Annotated in this window: 15 protein-coding genes; 4 read left to right on the top strand and 11 right to left on the bottom strand. The window is 72.0% G+C overall.

The annotated features are described in order from the left end of the window. Nucleotides 1-206: 206 nt before the first annotated feature. The 4 genes from ACIGXP_RS37630 to ACIGXP_RS37645 all read right to left on the bottom strand — a co-directional run bounded on the left by ACIGXP_RS37630 (nucleotide 207) and on the right by ACIGXP_RS37645 (nucleotide 4639). Complete coding sequence (locus tag ACIGXP_RS37630) at nucleotides 207-866, bottom strand: ATP-binding protein (RefSeq protein WP_399776237.1); 660 nt, start codon at nucleotides 864-866, stop codon at nucleotides 207-209. A gap of 550 nt (nucleotides 867-1416) precedes the next feature. Then, the gene (locus ACIGXP_RS37635; protein ID WP_399776239.1) at nucleotides 1417-2307 is read right to left on the bottom strand and encodes an acyl-CoA dehydrogenase family protein; all 891 of its coding nucleotides are present in this window, start codon (nucleotides 2305-2307) and stop codon (nucleotides 1417-1419) included. 2 nt (nucleotides 2308-2309) lie between these two features. Next, the gene (locus ACIGXP_RS37640; RefSeq protein ID WP_399776173.1) at nucleotides 2310-3443 is read right to left on the bottom strand and encodes an acyl-CoA dehydrogenase; all 1134 of its coding nucleotides are present in this window, start codon (nucleotides 3441-3443) and stop codon (nucleotides 2310-2312) included. Then, nucleotides 3443-4639: an amidohydrolase family protein gene (locus ACIGXP_RS37645; protein WP_363218000.1), complete on the bottom strand. Its 1197-nt coding sequence runs from the start codon at nucleotides 4637-4639 to the stop codon at nucleotides 3443-3445. Before ACIGXP_RS37645 ends, ACIGXP_RS37640 begins: the two co-directional genes overlap by 1 nt. Before the next feature lie 91 nt (nucleotides 4640-4730). On the opposite strand from ACIGXP_RS37645, the gene ACIGXP_RS37650 reads away from it, so the two are divergent. Further along, nucleotides 4731-6266, top strand: a complete 1536-nt coding sequence (locus tag ACIGXP_RS37650; RefSeq protein WP_399776176.1) for a class I adenylate-forming enzyme family protein — start codon at nucleotides 4731-4733, stop codon at nucleotides 6264-6266. Here ACIGXP_RS37650 and ACIGXP_RS37655 read toward each other — a convergent pair. The 3 genes from ACIGXP_RS37655 to ACIGXP_RS37665 form a co-directional block, all read right to left on the bottom strand. Further along, nucleotides 6222-6749, bottom strand: a complete 528-nt coding sequence (locus ACIGXP_RS37655) for a hypothetical protein (RefSeq protein WP_399776178.1) — start codon at nucleotides 6747-6749, stop codon at nucleotides 6222-6224. The two genes, ACIGXP_RS37650 and ACIGXP_RS37655, sit on opposite strands and share 45 nt — an antisense overlap. Before the next feature lie 98 nt (nucleotides 6750-6847). Continuing rightward, nucleotides 6848-7360, bottom strand: coding sequence for an EF-hand domain-containing protein (locus ACIGXP_RS37660; protein WP_399776180.1), 513 nt, complete (start codon nucleotides 7358-7360; stop codon nucleotides 6848-6850). A 153-nt stretch (nucleotides 7361-7513) separates the two neighbouring features. Then, nucleotides 7514-7888, bottom strand: coding sequence for an STAS domain-containing protein (locus ACIGXP_RS37665; protein ID WP_399776182.1), 375 nt, complete (start codon nucleotides 7886-7888; stop codon nucleotides 7514-7516). Nucleotides 7889-8230: 342 nt separating this feature from the next. Between ACIGXP_RS37665 and ACIGXP_RS37670 the strand changes: the two genes are divergently transcribed. After that, a complete protein-coding gene (locus tag ACIGXP_RS37670) occupies nucleotides 8231-8800 on the top strand; it encodes a sigma-70 family RNA polymerase sigma factor (RefSeq protein ID WP_399776184.1) in 570 nt (189 codons plus the stop codon). Beyond that, entirely contained in the window at nucleotides 8797-10194 is a 1398-nt protein-coding gene (locus ACIGXP_RS37675; RefSeq protein WP_399776186.1) for a zf-HC2 domain-containing protein, read from the top strand. Before ACIGXP_RS37670 ends, ACIGXP_RS37675 begins: the two co-directional genes overlap by 4 nt. 19 nt (nucleotides 10195-10213) lie before the next feature. Here ACIGXP_RS37675 and purU read toward each other — a convergent pair whose 3' ends face one another. Next, nucleotides 10214-11095 (bottom strand): formyltetrahydrofolate deformylase, encoded by an 882-nt coding sequence (gene purU / locus ACIGXP_RS37680; protein WP_363218007.1) that lies wholly within the window; start codon nucleotides 11093-11095, stop codon nucleotides 10214-10216. A 110-nt stretch (nucleotides 11096-11205) separates the two neighbouring features. Next, nucleotides 11206-11706: a hypothetical protein gene (locus ACIGXP_RS37685; protein WP_399776188.1), complete on the bottom strand. Its 501-nt coding sequence runs from the start codon at nucleotides 11704-11706 to the stop codon at nucleotides 11206-11208. A gap of 117 nt (nucleotides 11707-11823) precedes the next feature. Between ACIGXP_RS37685 and ACIGXP_RS37690 the strand changes: the two genes are divergently transcribed. Further along, nucleotides 11824-13149, top strand: coding sequence for an ABC transporter substrate-binding protein (locus ACIGXP_RS37690; RefSeq protein WP_399776190.1), 1326 nt, complete (start codon nucleotides 11824-11826; stop codon nucleotides 13147-13149). A 60-nt stretch (nucleotides 13150-13209) separates the two neighbouring features. Here ACIGXP_RS37690 and ACIGXP_RS37695 read toward each other — a convergent pair whose 3' ends face one another. Together ACIGXP_RS37695 and ACIGXP_RS37700 are read right to left on the bottom strand one after the other, a co-directional pair. Continuing rightward, entirely contained in the window at nucleotides 13210-14862 is a 1653-nt protein-coding gene (locus ACIGXP_RS37695) for a hypothetical protein (RefSeq protein WP_399776192.1), read from the bottom strand. 211 nt (nucleotides 14863-15073) lie between these two features. Then, the gene (locus ACIGXP_RS37700) at nucleotides 15074-16459 is read right to left on the bottom strand and encodes a transcriptional regulator (protein WP_399776194.1); all 1386 of its coding nucleotides are present in this window, start codon (nucleotides 16457-16459) and stop codon (nucleotides 15074-15076) included. Nucleotides 16460-16654 lie beyond the last annotated feature (195 nt).

The raw sequence follows: 16654 nt of genomic DNA on the forward strand, positions 1-16654 counted from the left end.
TCGCGCGCACGCGCCGCCCACCGGTGCGACCCACGCTCGACGAGGACCGCCGTCCCAAGCCCTCGCCGTCCCCTCGCGGCGAATCGTCGCCCCCAAGCGTGATCAGACGGTCACCGGTCGTCAACGCCGGTACGGGGATTTGTTACGTAAGCCCTGTTCACGACGCCCGCGCACGGATGCATCCCCGGCGCACACCGCGCCGGGTGCTACACCGCCTCGAAGGCGAGACCCTCGTACGCGGACACTCCGCCCCCGTACGCCATCGCTGCGCTCTCCCTCGGCTGCGAACAGCGGTCCAGTTCGCACCAGATGCTCTTGCCGGCGCCTTCCGGGCTCCAGCCCCAGCGATCGGCCAGGCAGTCCACGAGGGCCAGGCCGCGGCCGCCGGTGGCGTCACTGCCGGCGCAGCGTGGCACGGGGGCGCGGGAGGAACTGTCGGCCACCTCGACGCGCACGGTGGCCACCGCGGGCGGCTCGACGACGTCCGTCGCTCCGGCGGAATGCATCGCCCCGGCGGAATGGGTCGCCCCGGCGGCATCGGTGACGGCATCGGTGGTCACGGCAGGATGCGTCACGGCCGCAGAAGTGGCGGCGGGATCGGCCGCAACGGCAGGACCGGCGGTGCCGGAAGAACCGGTCTCCGCGGCGGGATCGGTCGTCCCGGCCGTCGTGCCGGGCAGGGAGAGCCGCAGGACGGCCGTGTGTCCGGTGTGCACCACGGCGTTGGTCACCAGCTCCGAGACGAGCAGGATCAGGGTCTCGGCGAGCGGCTCGTCGGCCGCTATCCCCAGCCCCGCGAGCCGCGAGCGGGCCCACCTCCGCGCCCGCCCCACCTCCGTGGGATCGGGCCGGATCTCCAGCTGCACTTGAAGCACCTGCACCGCTCACACCATCCGAACCGGCGGACACATGACCCCACGCCGACCGGCCGCCACGGCAGATGCCGCGGCGACGATCACGAGGGCCACGATCGTAGCCATTTTCTGCATGGCCAGAACAACGGCCAGAGCAAGGGTCACGGAACATGAGTCCCTTACGCGACAGCATGGTTGACGTACAGTCACCCCAACAAGCGCTTCGGGCATATTCCAGCGCGAAGGAGTACGCGTAAGGCATACTGTGCGACGCTCGTCCCGGGGAGTCGAACGGGCGACGACCGAAGCCGCAATCGCCCCGCGAGCAGCGAAGCGCACCGCGCGACCCGGCACCGCCCCAGGGGCATCGCCGGCCCGGCCCGTGCTCACAGCCACTCGCATCCCACACAAGGTACCGGAGCGGACGCCCGACTCCGGGTCGTGACGAGTCCCACGAAGGACACAACCCGGTATCGACGCTCCGTGACACCGACGCGCCACGATCCGCGACATCTTGGGCCAAGGCTTCGCCGCCGATGCAGTCCAGAGCGCCGCGGGCCCTTCAGGCCGCCAGGCCGGCGGCGAGCAACTCCTCACTCTCCGTGCTCCCGCCGCCACGGCGGGCCCGTACCCAGGCCCGTTTCAGGTGCAGATGGACATCCGCCTCCCAGGTGAACCCCATGCCGCCGTGCACCTGCAGGCAGTCCCGGGCGCCGCGCACGGCGGCCTCGTCGGCGAGCAGGCGGGCGGCGGCGATGTCCGCCGGGTCGGCGGTCACGGCGGCGGCGTAGACGGCGGCACGGGCGGTTTCGGCGCGCACCAGGAGGTCGGCACACAGGTGCTTGACGGCTTGGAAGGCGCCGATGGGACGACCGAACTGCTCGCGGGTGAGGGCGTGTTGGACGGCGAGCTCGGTCACACGAACGGCGGTTCCCAGTTGCTCGGCGGCGGTGAGGAGGCCGGCCGCCCCGAGGGCACGACCGCCCGCGGCGGGGGCGGCACGGGTGCCTGCGGCTGTGCGGTGCAAGGGCGTGAGCGGGTCCACCGAGCGGATCGGAGTCGCCCCGGCCGTCTCGCCCCGCACCACGTCCGCCGTCTCCAGCCACTCCACCAGTTCCCCGTCCACCGCCGTCACGACCGTCTCGCCGGTGGCTGCTCCCGGGACGGTGCCGGCCGCCAGGTGGGTGGCCACGAGCGGGCCGGGCAGAAGGGCACGGCCCGCTTCCTCGAAGACCAGCACCGCCTCCGGCAGGCCCAGTCCGACCCCGCCGTCCGCCTCCGGCAGCCGCAGGGCGAAGAACCCCGCGTCCCCGAGCGCCCGCCACAGCTGCCGGTCGAGCCGCCCCGGCGCGTCAACGGCCGCACGCAACCCCTCCCGCCCGAACCGCCGCTCCAGCACCTCCCGTACGCCGGACTTCAGCGCGCGCTGGTCCTCGCTCAGCTGGAAACGCACGCTCATCCTCCCTTCGGCAGACCGAGGATCCGTTCCGCCACGATGTTGCGCTGAATCTGTGAGGTGCCGGCGGCGATCGTGTACGACAGGGACGACAGGCGGTCGAGGGTCCAGGGGCGGTCCAGGTCGAGGCTGTCCGGGCCGAGTACGTCGGCTGCGGTGTCGTACAGCTCCTGGCGGGCGTGGGAGTAGCGGAGCTTGAAGACCGAGCCGCCGGCGCCCGGCACTCCGCCGCTCGCCTCCGCCTCGCTCACGTTCCACTGGGTCAGCCGCCACAGCGCCCGGAACTCCGCCTCCAGCCGGCCCAGCCGGCGGCGCAGCACGGGGTCGTCCCAGCGGCCGTTCTCCCGTGCGGCGCGGGCGAGTTCGCGCAGCTCACGGCGGCAGGCGACGACCTCTCCGACGAAGGCCGTGCCGCGTTCGAAGGACAGGGTCACCATGGTCACGCGCCATCCGTCGTTCTCGGCGCCCACCCTGCCCGCCGCGGGCACCCGGACCTCGTCCAGGAACACCTCGGCGAACTCCGCCGACCCGGCGAGCGTGCGCAGCGGCCGTACGGTGATGCCCGGCGCGTCCATGGGCATCGCGAGCCAGGTGATGCCCCGGTGCCTGGGCGCGTCCGGATCGGTGCGGACCAGCAGTTCGCACCAGTCGGCGACCTCGGCGTGGGAGGTCCAGATCTTGGACCCGGTGACCACGTAGTCGTCGCCGTCGCGCCACGCGCGCGTGCGCAGCGCGGCGAGGTCGGAGCCGGCGCCCGGTTCGCTGAACCCCTGGCACCACACCTCCTCGCCGCGCAGGATCGGCGGCAGCCAGCGCGCCCGCTGCTCGGGGGTGCCCTCGGCGGCGATCGTCGGGCCGGCGTGCAGCAGTCCGACGAAGTTCGCGCCCACATAGGGCGCGCCCGCCTTCTCGGTCTCCTCCAGGAAGATCAGCCGGGTGGTCGGCGAGGCGTCCCAGTGGACGTGGGCGTACCCGGCGTCGTACAGCATCCGCTGCCAGCCGAGGTCGTAGGCCCTGCGCGCGGGCCAGTCGCCGGGGGACGGCTTGGCGGGGAGGGTGGGCAGCACCTTGGCGAGCCACTCCCTGAGCCGGGCCCGGAACTCCTCCTCCTCGGGCGTGCAGGAGAGGTCCACTAGCGGTCCAGGCCGAGGTCCAGCATGCGGATGGCGTTGCCCCGCATCAGCTTGTAGACCGTCTCCTCGTCGAGGCCCTTCACATGGTCGAGGGCGACCTCCTTGGTGTGCGGGAAGGTCGAGTCGACGTGCGGGTAGTCGGTCTCGAAGGTGGCGTTGTCCCGCCCCACCGCATCCAGCGAGGCGACTCCGTGCCTGTCGCGGAAGAAGCAGCAGAAGACCTGCCGGTAGTAGTACGTCGACGGCGGCTCCGGGATCAGGTCCCTGACCCCGCCCCAGGCGCGGTGTTCCTCCCAGACGTCGTCGGCGCGTTCCAGGGCGTACGGGATCCAGCCCATCTGTCCTTCGGAATAGGCCAGTTTGAGGGACGGGAATCTCACCAGGACCCCGCTGAAGAGGTAGTCCATCATCGAGGCCATCGCGTTGTTGAAGCTGAGCGAGGCCTGGACGGCGGGCGGGGCGTCCGGGGAGGCGGCCGGCATCTGGGAACTGCTGCCGATGTGCATGTTGACGACCGTGCCGGTCTCCTGGCAGACGGCGAAGAACGGGTCCCAGTAACCGGAGTGGATGGACGGCAGCCCGAGGTGGGTGGGGATCTCGGAGAAGGTCACCGCCCGCACCCCGCGCCCGGCGTTGCGCCGGATCTCGGCGACGGCCAGCTCCACGTCCCACAGCGGGATCAGGCACAGCGGGACGAGCCGGCCGCCGCTGTCCCCGCACCACTCCTCGACCATCCAGTCGTTGTAGGCGCGCACGCAGGCGAGGGCGACCTCCTTGTCGTGCGCCTCGGCGAAGGTCTGTCCGCAGAACCGGGGAAAGGTCGGGAAGCAGAGGCTGGCCTCGACGTGGTTGAGGTCCATGTCCGCGAGGCGGGCCTTCGGGTCCCAGCACCCGCGCCGCATCTGCTCCCTCGTGATCCCCTCCAGCGTCATCTCGTCCCGGTCGAAGCCGACGGCGGCGATGTTGCGCTTGTACGGGAACTTCAGGTCCTCGTAGATCCACCAGTCGGTCGGCTGGCCGTCCGGGTCCATCGTGATCCGGTACTGGCCACCGATGTAGGCGAGTTCGCCGATGCCGGCGGTGAGGGGCTTCGGTCCGCGGTCCCGGTACTTCCGCGGCAGCCAGGTCTCGAAGAGGTGCGCGGGCTCGATCACGTGGTCGTCGACGCTGATGATGCGGGGCAGTTCGGTGGCCATGGTTCCCCTCCGCCGGACGGTATTTATCTGATGACCCGTCAGATAGCATGGCACCTGACGGTACGTCAGCCAAGCCGGTCAAGGGGCAGACATGAGCGACACCCCGCACTCCCTGGGTTCCGCCCGCACACTGTGGGACCTGGTCGTCCGCCGCGCCGCGCTCACCCCCGGCCGCCCGGTGCTGCTCCAGGAGGACCGCACCCTCACCTTCGGCGAGCTGCGCGCGCGTGCCGAGCGGGTGGCGGCCGGTCTGTACGGCATGGGCGTGCGCCCCGGCACGGTGGTCGCCTGGCAGCTGCCCACCCGCATCGAGACCGCCCTGCTGTCCCTCGCGCTGGCCCGCCTGGGCGCCGTGCAGTCCCCCGTCATCCCCTTCTACCGGGACCGTGAGGTCGGCTTCGCGCTGCGCGAGTCGAAGGCCGAGTTCTTCGCGGTCCCGGGCGTGTGGCGGGGCCACGACCACACGGAGATGGCCCGCAGGCTGGGCGCGAAGGGGATCTTCGAGGCGTACGACGAGCTTCCGGAGGGCGACCCGTCGACGCTCCCCGCTCCCCCCGCCGAGGGCACCTCGGTCCGCTGGATCTACTGGACCTCGGGCACCACCTCCGACCCCAAGGGCGTGCTGCACAGCGACCGCTCCCTGATCGCCGGCGGCTCCTGCCTGGCGCATGCGCTGAGGCTCACGGCGGCCGACGTGGGCTCCATCGCCTTCCCGTACGCCCACATAGGCGGCCTCGACTACCTGGTGATGCTCCTGCTCTACGGCCTCCCGGCGGTGATGTTCGAGCACTTCGCGCTGCCGGAGGCGCTGACGGAGTACCGGCGCCACGGGGTGACCGTGGCCGGCGGCTCCACCGCCTTCTACTCCCTGTTCCTGGCCGAACAGCGCAAACAGCCGGGTGAGAAGCTGATCCCCTCCCTGCGCCTGCTGGCCGGCGGCGGCGCACCCAAGCCGCCCGAGGTCCACCACGCGGTGGTCCATGAGATGAACGTCCAGCTCACGCACGGCTACGGCATGACCGAGGTCCCGATGATCACCATGGGCGATCCGGAGGACAGTGCCGAGAACCTGGCGACGACCGAGGGCCGCCCCCCGGCGGGCATGGAGATCCGGATCGTGGACGGCGAGATAAGGCTCCGCGGCGAGGCCGTCTGCCAGGGCTACCTGGACCCCGCCCAGACGGCCGCCGCCTTCGACTCCGAGGGCTTCCTGCGCACCGGCGACCTGGGCCACGTCACGGACTCGGGCCATCTGGTCCTCACCGGCCGCCTGAAGGACGTGATCATCCGCAAGGGCGAGAACATCTCGGCCAGGGAGATCGAGGACCTCCTCGCCGCGCACCCGGCGGTGGCGGACGCGGCGGTGATCGGCCTGCCGGACACGGAACGGGGCGAACTGGTCTGCGCGGTCGTCGAACAGCCGCCGGGCGCCGCCGAATTGACCTTGCCGGAGACCGTCTCGTACCTGCGCTCGGCAGGCCTGTCCGTGCACAAGCTGCCGGAGCGGCTGGAGGTGGTGGAGGCGCTGCCGCGCAACGACACCCTGCGGAAGGTGCTCAAGTACAAGCTGCGGGAGCGGTTTTCAGGGCTGTCGCCTCAGGCGGGCGAGCCATCCCGGCCGTGCTGAGGCCTCCGTCAGGTTCAAGTGGTGGCTCACGACGTCGAGGAACACGTTGCGGCTGGGGCGGATGTATGCCCAGACCTTCTCGTCCTGGGGTTCCGTCGGGTCCTCGGGGCCTTTTCTGATCACGTCCTGGACTTTGGTCGCCAGGCCGTGTGCCGCCTTGTTGATCTCGGATCCACACAGCATGTGGATCGTCTTCTGCGTCACCCACATCTTGTCGACGACCTGTTTGGCCCGGGCCTGCCACTGCTCGTCGGACAGCAGGTGGTGATAGCGGTCGACGGCGACCCGCTCGGCCTCCTGTGCCGCGGCCAGGAAGGCGATGACGTGAGTGACGAGTTCCTTGCGGCGCTCCTCGGCGCGTTCACGAATGCTCCGTCGCACTTCGGCCCGCTCCGACGCGCGTCCTAACCAGTACTGGGCCAACGACGACACAAATCCGCCGAGTATGACGCCGAAGTACGGCGCGAACTTCGTCCATGTCACACCTCACTGTGGCACGCGTGAGGTTGATGTCCCGGTACTTTCGGATATTTCAGCCGCTGTCCGTTCTCATGGTGTATGCGGCCCAGCCGCCCCGTGCGCTACTCGGCAACGGTGAAGTAGCGCGCGAACGCCGGGACGATCTCCGGTTCGCCCACCAGGCCGTCGCCGTCGGTGTCCAGTGCCGCGGCCGTCGCCTGCGCGGTCTCCTCCGGCACGTGGAACACCCGCAGCACGCGCACGGCGTCCGCGACCGTGGCCCGGCCGTCCCCGTCGGTGTCCGCGACGGCCAGGGCCGCGTGCAGGAAGGGGCGGGCGATCTCGGCGAAGCGCTCGGGGTTGTCACGCAGACGCTTGACGGCGCCGGTGACGAACTCCTCGCGGGTGATGCGCTGGTCGCCGTCGCGGTCGGCGATCCCGGCCATGCCCTGCCAGAACGCCTCCGCGCCGGCGTACAGCGCCTGCCCCTTGTCGGAGCGGGCGGTGACGGAGAACTCGGCGAGCAGCGCCTTGGCCGCCGAACTGAAGTCCTCGCGGTCGATCCAGCCGTTGCCGTCCTGGTCGAAGGTGGCGAACCGGGCGGCGATCCTGCGCTCGTACTCGGTGCTGACCATGTCTCTGGGGCCGCCTTACGTCTGCGTGGGGTCCATCTGCGAGGGAGCGTATGACGCGGACGGCCGCCGGACGGCGGGAATCCGGCGGTTGTGCCAAGACCGGGGGAATTCTGCGACAACAGTGTGGCCTTGTCGCGAAGACTCCAGCGGCTCTCACGCGGAGAGCGGGTCCGCCTCGTCGGTCGTCGCGGACGCGAGATCGGGGCGGACGTCGAAGAGGCGGCGGACGCCGAGCGCACCGAGGACCCGGTTGACGTGCGAGCCGTCGTCGGCGCCCCGGTCGGGCAGGATGAGCCGGAGGCTGCCCTGGCAGGAGCGGATGAGCCTGCGGGCCGCGATGAGGACACCGACCCCGCTGGAGTCGCAGAAGAACACGTCGGAGAGGTCCACGACGAGGCTGTGATGCCCGTCGGCGACGACGTCGTGCACCCGTTGGCGCAAAACCGGCGAGGTCATCAGGTCCAGTTCCCCGGACACCCGGAGCACGGCCCACTCGCCCTGTTCGACGCCGGTCACGTTGAATGCCACGTCCCTGCCCCTCCGCTCGCCGGAACTCCCGGAACCGCCCGGAAACGGAAGCAGTTCCTACGCTTGCTTCCGCGCGGCTGCCCAGCGGCCGTTCCCTGAAACGTCGAGCAGCAAACCGGCCTTGATCAATAAGGGGCTTATTTCGGTCACTACCGATCCTGTTCGATCGCGCATGCACACAGTCCGTGTGAAGGTTGTGTGAAAAGGGCACTATCACCAGCGGCGCTTCGAGGGGCGCACATTGACACAAAGGGGCGTGCACTGTCAGAGGTGCCGACTACATTCGGGAAGACGGTGCCGACAGGCTGAACGGGCCGGACACGGGTGAGGGGAGGGGACCGCATGGCCACGAAGGACGTACCGCCCCGCGGGGACCGCAGGATGCAGCAGCGGCTCGCCCGCGGCGAGGCAGCCGCCCTGGGCGAGATGTACGACCGGTTCGCCTCGCTCGTGCACGGTCTCGCCCACCGCGTCCTCGGCGACGAGAAGGCCGCCGACACCCTCACCCGCGAGGTCTTCGCGCACCTGTGGGAGCACCCGGAGACCTACGACCCCGGGAAGGGTCCGCTGCGCACCTGGGTGGCCGGGGTGACCCACCGGCTCGCCGTGCAGCGGCTGCGCGACAGCGAGACCGCGGCGCTGCCGCAGTGCGGCGGCTCCCTGGCCGAGCTGGAGCGCAAGGTGCGCCGCGCCTCGGTCGCCGCCCGCGCCGACTACATCGTCCACTCCATGCCCGCCCCGCTGCGCCGCGCCCTCGACCTGGCCTACTTCCAGCGCCGCGACTACCGCCAGACCGCCACCGACCTCGGCGTCACCGAGGACGAGGCCCGCCGCCGGCTCCGCCTCGGCCTGCAACTGCTCTCCACCGCCCATGACGCCGGGACACCGCCGGGACACGGAGGTGCGGTGTGAGCGGAGCGGGAGGGTTCGAGGCGCCCGACGAGCACGGCGGGCAGGAGGAGGAGAAGCCCCGCGAGGGGTACGACGGCGCCGGCGGCCGGGGCGGCGACGGCCCCGGCGGACACGGCGCCGGCGGCTCGGGACAGGACCCGGACGGCATCGGCGGGCCCGAGCCGGACCGGCCCGCACGCATACCGACACCCCGCGCCTCCGTCGAGGACGGCGCCCTGCCGCTGCCCGACCTCACCGACCTCGCGCCCGTGCCGCTCGACCTGTCGCACGACGTCCTGAAATCGCTCCTCGGCGCCTGGGCGCTGGCCGCCTGTTCGGCGGCGGAGACCGCGGCCGTCGAGGACCACCTGGGCTCGTGCGGCAGCTGCGCCGACGAGGCCCGCCGGCTGCGCGAGGCGGTCGGCCTGCTGCACCAGCCGGAGAGCCTCGACCTGGACCCCGGGCTGCGCACCCGCGTCCTGGAGGGCTGCCTGGAGCGCCGCCCGCCGCGCATACCCGTGCCGGAGTGGGCGGCGCCGTACGACGCCGAGACCGCCCGCCTGGACGCCCTGCTGCAGGACTTCGGGGACGCGGAGTGGCATGCCCCGGTGCGGCTGCGGTGGTTCGCGGCCGACGCCGCGCGGAACCGGCGTACGACCGTGGCCGGGGTGATCGCGCACCTGCTGTCCGTCGACGGGCTGATCGCCGTCGCACTCGGCCTGGAGGACCCGCTGGCCGAGATCATCGGTGCCGGGGCCGCCGGGGCGGCGGAGCAGCACGCGAGAGGCCCGGCCGGGCGCACGGAGGCGTACTGGCGGACCTCCCGCTTCCCGCCCACCCGCTCGGTGCAAGGGCCCTGGCGCGAGCAGCGCCACAGCCTGGTGCGGACGGTGTCCTTCACCGGCGGCCACGCGGGCGGACTCGCCGTGTCCTACGACGACTTCGAGCTGCCGCTGCACGACGCGATGCTGGACCGGGCCTTCGAGTGCTGGATCCACGCCGAGGACATCGCGGAGGCGGTGGACTACCCGTACGAGCCGCCCGCACCGCGCCACCTGAACAGGATGATCGACCTCGCGGCCCGGATGCTGCCCGTCGCGCTGGCGGAACGCCGTCAGCGGGGGCTGGCCTCACCCGCCCGGGGATGGCACCTGGGCCTCGCCGGCGAGCCCGGCCGCAGCCTGCGCCTGGAGATCGAGGGCTCGGGCGGCGGCGAGTGGCTGATCCCCCTGGACTCACCGGCGGCACGGGGCTCCGCGGACCTGGAAGTGGCGCATGTGGCCCTGGACGGCACGGAGTTCTGTCAGCTGGCCGCGGGCCACATTCCTCCGGAGGAGGCAGCGGCGGGGCAGGTCGGGGACCGGGATGCGATCAGGGATGTACTGTTCGCTGCGGCGAGCCTGAGCCGGATGTAGGGGCCGGTTCCGGGAGCTGCTACGCGAACACCACCGTACGGCGCCCGTTGAGCAGAATCCTCCGCTCCGCATGCCACTTCACGGCACGCGCCAGCGCCTGGCACTCCACGTCCCGCCCGATCGCCACCAGCTGATCCGGTGTGACGTCATGCCCCACCCGCTCGACCTCCTGCTCGATGATCGGCCCCTCGTCCAGGTCGGCGGTCACGTAGTGCGCGGTCGCCCCGATGAGCTTGACGCCCCTGGCGTGCGCCTGGTGATACGGCTTCGCGCCCTTGAAGCTCGGCAGGAAGGAGTGGTGGATGTTGATGATCCGGCCGCTGAGCTGCTTGCACAGGTCGTCCGAGAGGACCTGCATATAGCGGGCGAGGACGACCAGTTCGACACCCTGCTCGCGCACGATGCCCAGCAGCTTCGCCTCGGCCTCCGCCTTCGTGTCCTTCGTCACCGGAATGTGGTGGAAGGGAATGTTGTAAGACCCCACCAGCTCTTCGAATTCGGTGTGGTTGGAGACCACGCCCACGATCTCCACCGGCAGCGCACCGATCCGGGCCCGGAACAGCAGGTCGTTCAGGCAGTGCCCGAACTTGCTGACCATCAGCAGGATCCGCATCCTCGCGTCGGCCCGGTTGATCTGCCAGTCCATGTGGAAGGAGTCACCGATCGCCGCGAAACTCGCCCGCAGCTTCTCCACCGTCACCGGCGCCTCGGCCGAGAAGTGGACACGCATGAAGAACAGACCCGTGTCGTGGTCGCCGAACTGCTGGCTGTCCTCGATGTTGCAGCCGGTCATGAACAGATAGCTCGACACGGCGTGCACGATGCCCTGTTTGTCCGGGCAGGAAAGGGTGAGGACGTACTGGTCGGCCGGTGCGGCGACGGACGCGGACTGCTCGTTCATGCCCTACAGGTTCTCACGCCGCCCGCCCGCCGCGGGCAGTCGTCCCGCAGGGCGGGACGGGTGGGCACGGCCTGCGGCGCCGGGTGCCGCCACAGGAAGGCCCGGCCCGCCTACGCGGTCCGCGTGAGGATCCGCAGCACTTCCAGACTCTTCGGCGGCGCGTCGGGGTCGTCCCCGTCACTCGCCGCGAGGCGCAGGTGCGCGTCCCGCGCCGCCCGCACCGCCTCCGGCCACCCCTGGTGGTCGAGATAGGCGGCGACCGGCGCGTCCGGCCCGACCTGGTGCATGATCCGCAGCACCCGCAGCACGGCGGTGTCGACGAGCGCCGCCTCCTGCGAGTCCCGGAATATCGTGCCGACGTACTTCTCCGCGGACCAGTTGTCCAGCCAGGTGTCCTCCACCAGCCGGTAGACGGCGTCGGTGACGTCGCCGTACCCGTCCACGCCGGCCAGCCAGACGTCGCGCTGGAACACCGGGTCGGAGAGCATGTGCAGCGCCGAGCGCACATTGCTGCGCCAGCGCCACCACGGCATGTCGCTTAGGGGCATGCCGCCCATGGTGGAGGAGCGACGGCCGCGACGGGAAGAGTTCTCCGAACCTTGCACGGTCATCGATCGTACGTTCCCGGTCACACCAGCCTCACCACCCCCTGTAATTCACCTGGATGTCACCCTTCGTTGACTCAAGGTCACTCCTGGGTTAGCGGTGTGAGGGAATCGTGCGTGTGCATGACCGGCAGGCGACGCACCGCTAGTACGTTCCTCCACTCGACCTTCCGCCCCGGCAGAGCCACCGCGCTGTCCGCCGGCGCCGTGGCCCTGTGTGCGTCGCTCACCGCCGGATGCGGGGTCGTCCCCGGCGTCACGGGGGGCGCCGGGGACGACCCGGTCAAGGTCATGACCTGGGCACCGCAGGACACCGACGCCACCAACAAGCCGGGCATGCCCGCGATGGCCCTCGCCTACGCCCGGTGGATCAACGCGCGCGGCGGCATCAACGGCCACAGGCTCCAGGTCCTGACCTGCAACGACCACAACGACAGCGTGGGTGCCGCCAAGTGCGCCCGGCGCGCGGCCCACGAGAACGTCGTTGCGGTCGTCGGCTCCTACAGCCAGTTCGGCGACTCATACCTGGCCCCGCTGGAGGGCGCCGGCATCCCCTACATCGGCGGCTACGGCGTCACCAACGACGAGTTCACCGGCCAGATGTCGTACCCGGTCAACGGCGGCCAGCCCGCCCTGCTCGCCGGTCTCGGCAGAGCCCTCGCCGACACCTGCGGCAACGTCGCCCTGGTCCGCCCGGACAGCATCGCCGGCGACGAGCTGCCCGCGCTGCTCGACTCCGGCCTGAAGGAGGGCAGACACGCGAACGCGGGCGACCGCGTCGCCGCCGAGGACGCCACCGAATACGGCGACCAGGCCGATCAGGCGCTGCGGTACGCCACCAAGGACGTACTGAAGAAGGGCTGTGTGGTGCCCGCGCTCGGCGACCGTACCGACACCTTCATGGACTCCTTCCGGCGGGCCCGCGAGAACTACTCCGGGGTACGGCTCGGGACCGTGCTCGGCAGCGTCGACCAGACCGTGATCAACGCCACGGGCGGCGCGTCGGGGCCGTACGAGGGGGCGTACATCACCGGCTGGTATCCGCCGGCGTCCGACGCCCGGTGGGACCCGATGAAGAAGGTGATCAACGAGGAGGCCTTCGGTGACAACCGCATCGACCCCGCGGACGCCGGAGTGCAGACCACCTGGATCGCCTACACCGTGCTGAAGGCCGTACTGGAGAAGATCGGCGCCGGCGAGATGAGTTCCGACAGCGTACGGCGCACCCTCAACGACGGCCTGCGGGTCTCCACCGGCGGGCTCACCCCGACCCTGCGCTGGCCCTACGAGGGCAAGCTGGCCGCGGTCGGCTTCCCGCGGCTGGTCAACGCCGACGTCAGCCTCCAGGTGGTGCAGGACGGCAGACTGGTCGCGGCCCGCAAGGGCATCGGCGGCCGGGCCGGGATCACCGACATGACCAAGACGCTGGAGAACGCCGACGTGCAGTGACGCCCCCCGGCGCGCCCCGGGGCCGGGTCGCAGCCGGGGTAACGGCCGGGGTCGCCCGGGTCACAGCTGGGTGGGCTGGCGCTGGGTCAGGCCGTACTTCCGCGCGATCGCGTTCCACAGCCCCGCCGCCTTCGCCTTCTGCACGCTGGCGATGCCGCTCTCCCGGTTGCCGGCCCGGGTCTCGTCCGTGACGCGGGCGTGGCCCTTGCGGCAGACCTTGTGTCCCTTGGCCTGACCGGCCCAGGCCGCGTAGTGGTTGTCGGCCGCGGCGGACGCCTGCCAGGCCTTGGTCAGCGCGGCCGTGAGCTCACCGCTGGCCGGCAGCTTGTCGACGCTCAGCTTGCCGAGCCGGGTGACCAGCCCGCCCCGCTGCCCGGCCGCGGCACGCAGGTCGGAGGCGGCCTGGTCGAGGTTGTCGCAGTTCTTGACGTCGGCCACCGCGTTGATCACCGAGGCGCGGCTGCTGCCGCTGTCGGCGAGCAGCTTGTCCAGCTCGACCGCCTGCTGGCGGGCCGGGTCGGCGGCGGGCGAGGAGGAGTCCTGGCCGGGGGCCGGCGAGGCGGCCGCGACCGTCTTGCCGTCACTGCCCTGGTCCTTGCCGCCGCCGCTGAGCAGCACGCCGGCGCCCACACCGATGACGACGATGCCGACACCGACGGCGGCGATCAGCGGCACCCGCGAGCGGCCGCGGGGCCGGTCGTCGTCGTAGTCGGGGTCGTACGACGGCTGGGGGGCGCCGTACGAGGGCTGCTGCGCGCCGTACGACGGCTGCGCCGGGCCGGAGTAGGCGTCCGGCCGCTGGACGCGCGGCAACTGCTGGGTGGACCCGGCCGGGCCGTCACCGCCCGCCGGGCCGCCGCGGAAGAGGTTGTCGAACTCGGCCGGCGGCTGCCGGTCGACGCCCTGCGCCTGCGCCTGTGCGGCGTACGGCGGGATGTACTGGGTGGCCTCCGAGTCGGACGGCGCGGGCGCCGGCGCCTGGTGCGCGGGGGTCCGGCCGAGGTACCGCGTCTCCTCGCCGGCCGACTCGGGCGGCAGCGCGCCGGGGGCGACCGGCGGGATGTACTGGGTCGCGCCGTCGTCCGCCGCGGCCGGCACCGGCGGCAGGTACTGGGTGGCGCCCTCGGCGGGGGCCGCCGGTACGGGAGGTATGTACTGCGTCGCGCCCTCGTCGGCGGGGGCGGCCTGGACCGGCGGGATGTACTGGGTGGCGCCGTCGGCCGTCGGGGGCAGCGGGGCACCGGCGGCCGGATGGGCGTCCGGCACGGCCGGCGGGAGCGGCGCGGCGGCGGCCGGCGGATGCGCGTGCGGCTGGTTCGGCTGCTGGATCTGGTGCTGCTGGTACGGCTCGGGGGCGCCGTAGCCGCCGCCCTGGGCGCCGGGGTGGTCGTACGCCGGCGGCCGGCCGCCGTACGACGGGGCCGGGGCGCCCTCCGGGGGCAGCGGGCCGGGGTTCGCGGCCGGGAGCTGGGTGTTCGGGGCGTCCTGGGCGTGCCACTGCTGGGCCGCCGCGGGGGGCCAGCCCTGGCCCTGCTGGGGCGCCTGCTGCCCGGGCCCCCAGGAGCCGCCCCAGGCCTGACCGCCGGTCGGGGCGGCGGGGGCGGGCGCGCCGGTCATGCCGGGCAGCAAGGGCTCGCCTCCGTCGGAGGGCAGCACGATGCCTTCGCGCGCGTGCTGCGCCGAGGGCTCCTCGCCCCGTCCACTCTGCGTCACCGGGACTCCTACCAATGGGGGACCTTGTGAATCGGGCTCACGCTACCGGGTCCCCCGAGCCGGGTGCCACGCAGCTCAGGACGCGATCTTCTTCCCTGTGACAGCGGTAACACAACCGTCCCGCGGTGCGCTGTGCATGGCGCACCGTGCGGCACCCCGTGCGCCGCCGGGTGCCGTTCGCCGTGCGTTCACGCAACCGCGGGGCCGGTGTTCACGCCGCCTGCTGGAGATCGAGGCGCGCCCCGAACTCCCGTACCACCGCCTCCTCCCGGAAGGGTTCCAGGCGCTGCTGCAGATCCTCCAGATACTCCGCGCCCCGGTTGGAACGCAGCGACTCCAGGAGCTCCACCGCCTTCAGGCCCGTGCTGCAGGCCTGTTCGATCTCACGCTGCTGCACCTGGGCCGTGGCGAGCAGCACATGACCGATGGCACGCCGGCGGACCCGGGTCTCGGGGTGCCCGTTCAGCGACTGCTCGGCGCACCGGGCCGCCTGCTCGGCCTGTCCGAGATCGCGGTGGCAGTGCGCCAGCTCGTCGGCCAGGTACGCCTCGTCGAAGTGCCGGATCCACACCGGGTCGTCGTCGGAGGAGTCGTCGGCCTGCTCCATCGCCGTCACCGCCCGCCCGATGGACGCCTGCGCCGCGCGTACGTCACCGAGCAGGGCGTGCCCGCGCGCCTCGGCCGCGTGGAACATCGCCTCCACGCGCGGGGTCACCTGCCCCCGCGCCCCCTCCTGCGCCGCCCGCGCCAGCTGGGAGATCTCCCGCGGGTTCCCGAGCTGCGCGGCGAGGTGGCTCATGGACGCGGCCAGGACGTAACCGCCGTACCCGCGGTCCCCCGCGGCCTGCGCGAGCCGCAGCGACTGGATGTAGTACCGCTGGGCCAGCCCCGGTTGCCCGGTGTCCACCGCCATGTAGCCCGCCAGTTCGGTCAGCCGGGACACGGCCGCGAACAGGTCCCGCCCGACCGTCTCCCGGTACGAGCCCGCGAGCAGCCCGGAGACGACGCTGTTGAGGTAGTGCACGACGACCGGACGGACGTGCCCGCTGCCGTACTGGTGGTCGAGATCGGTCAGCGCCTGGGTCATGGACCGTACGGCCGCCACGTCGGCCTGCCCCACCCGTGGGCCGGCCTGCCGGGCCACCTGGGCGTCCGGCGCCGAGATCAGCCAGTCGCGGCTGGGCTCGACCAGCGCGGAGGCGGCGACGGAGGAGCCGGACAGGAAGTCCCGGCGCCCCACGTCGCTGCGCCACAGCTCGCAGACCTGCTCGATGGCCCCCAGTACCGTCGGCGAGAACTGGAGACCGACCCCCGAGGCGAGGTTCTTGCCGTTGGCCATGCCGATCTCGTCGATCGTGACCGTACGGCCGAGCTTGCGGCCGAGCGCCTCCGCGATGATCGCCGGGGCCCGGCCCCGCGGCTGCTGACCGCGCAGCCAGCGGGCCACGGACGTCTTGTCGTAGCGCAGGTCGAGGCCGTGCTCGGCGCCGCACATGTTGACCCGCCGGGCCAGCCCGGCGTTCGAGCACCCCGCTTCCTGGATGAGCGCCTGCAGCCGTTCGTTGGGCTGCCTCGCCACGAGAGGCCTTGCGGCCATGCACTACCCCCTGCGGTTGCGATCCCCTGGGTGTGACCCGTTCCGGAAAGATCACTGCCCAGCTGACATACCGTCAATGCGCGACATGTGCGGTTTGCCGGGGTAACGACAGCTGCCAACCCCCTCCCTGGCTACCCAGCTCCCGCCGTGCTTCCTCCTGCGCGCCCCCGGCTGTGCACCCATGCGCCCCGACTG

Source organism: Streptomyces sp. NPDC053069 (assembly GCF_044546895.1).
Classification (GTDB): Bacteria; Actinomycetota; Actinomycetes; order Streptomycetales; family Streptomycetaceae; genus Streptomyces.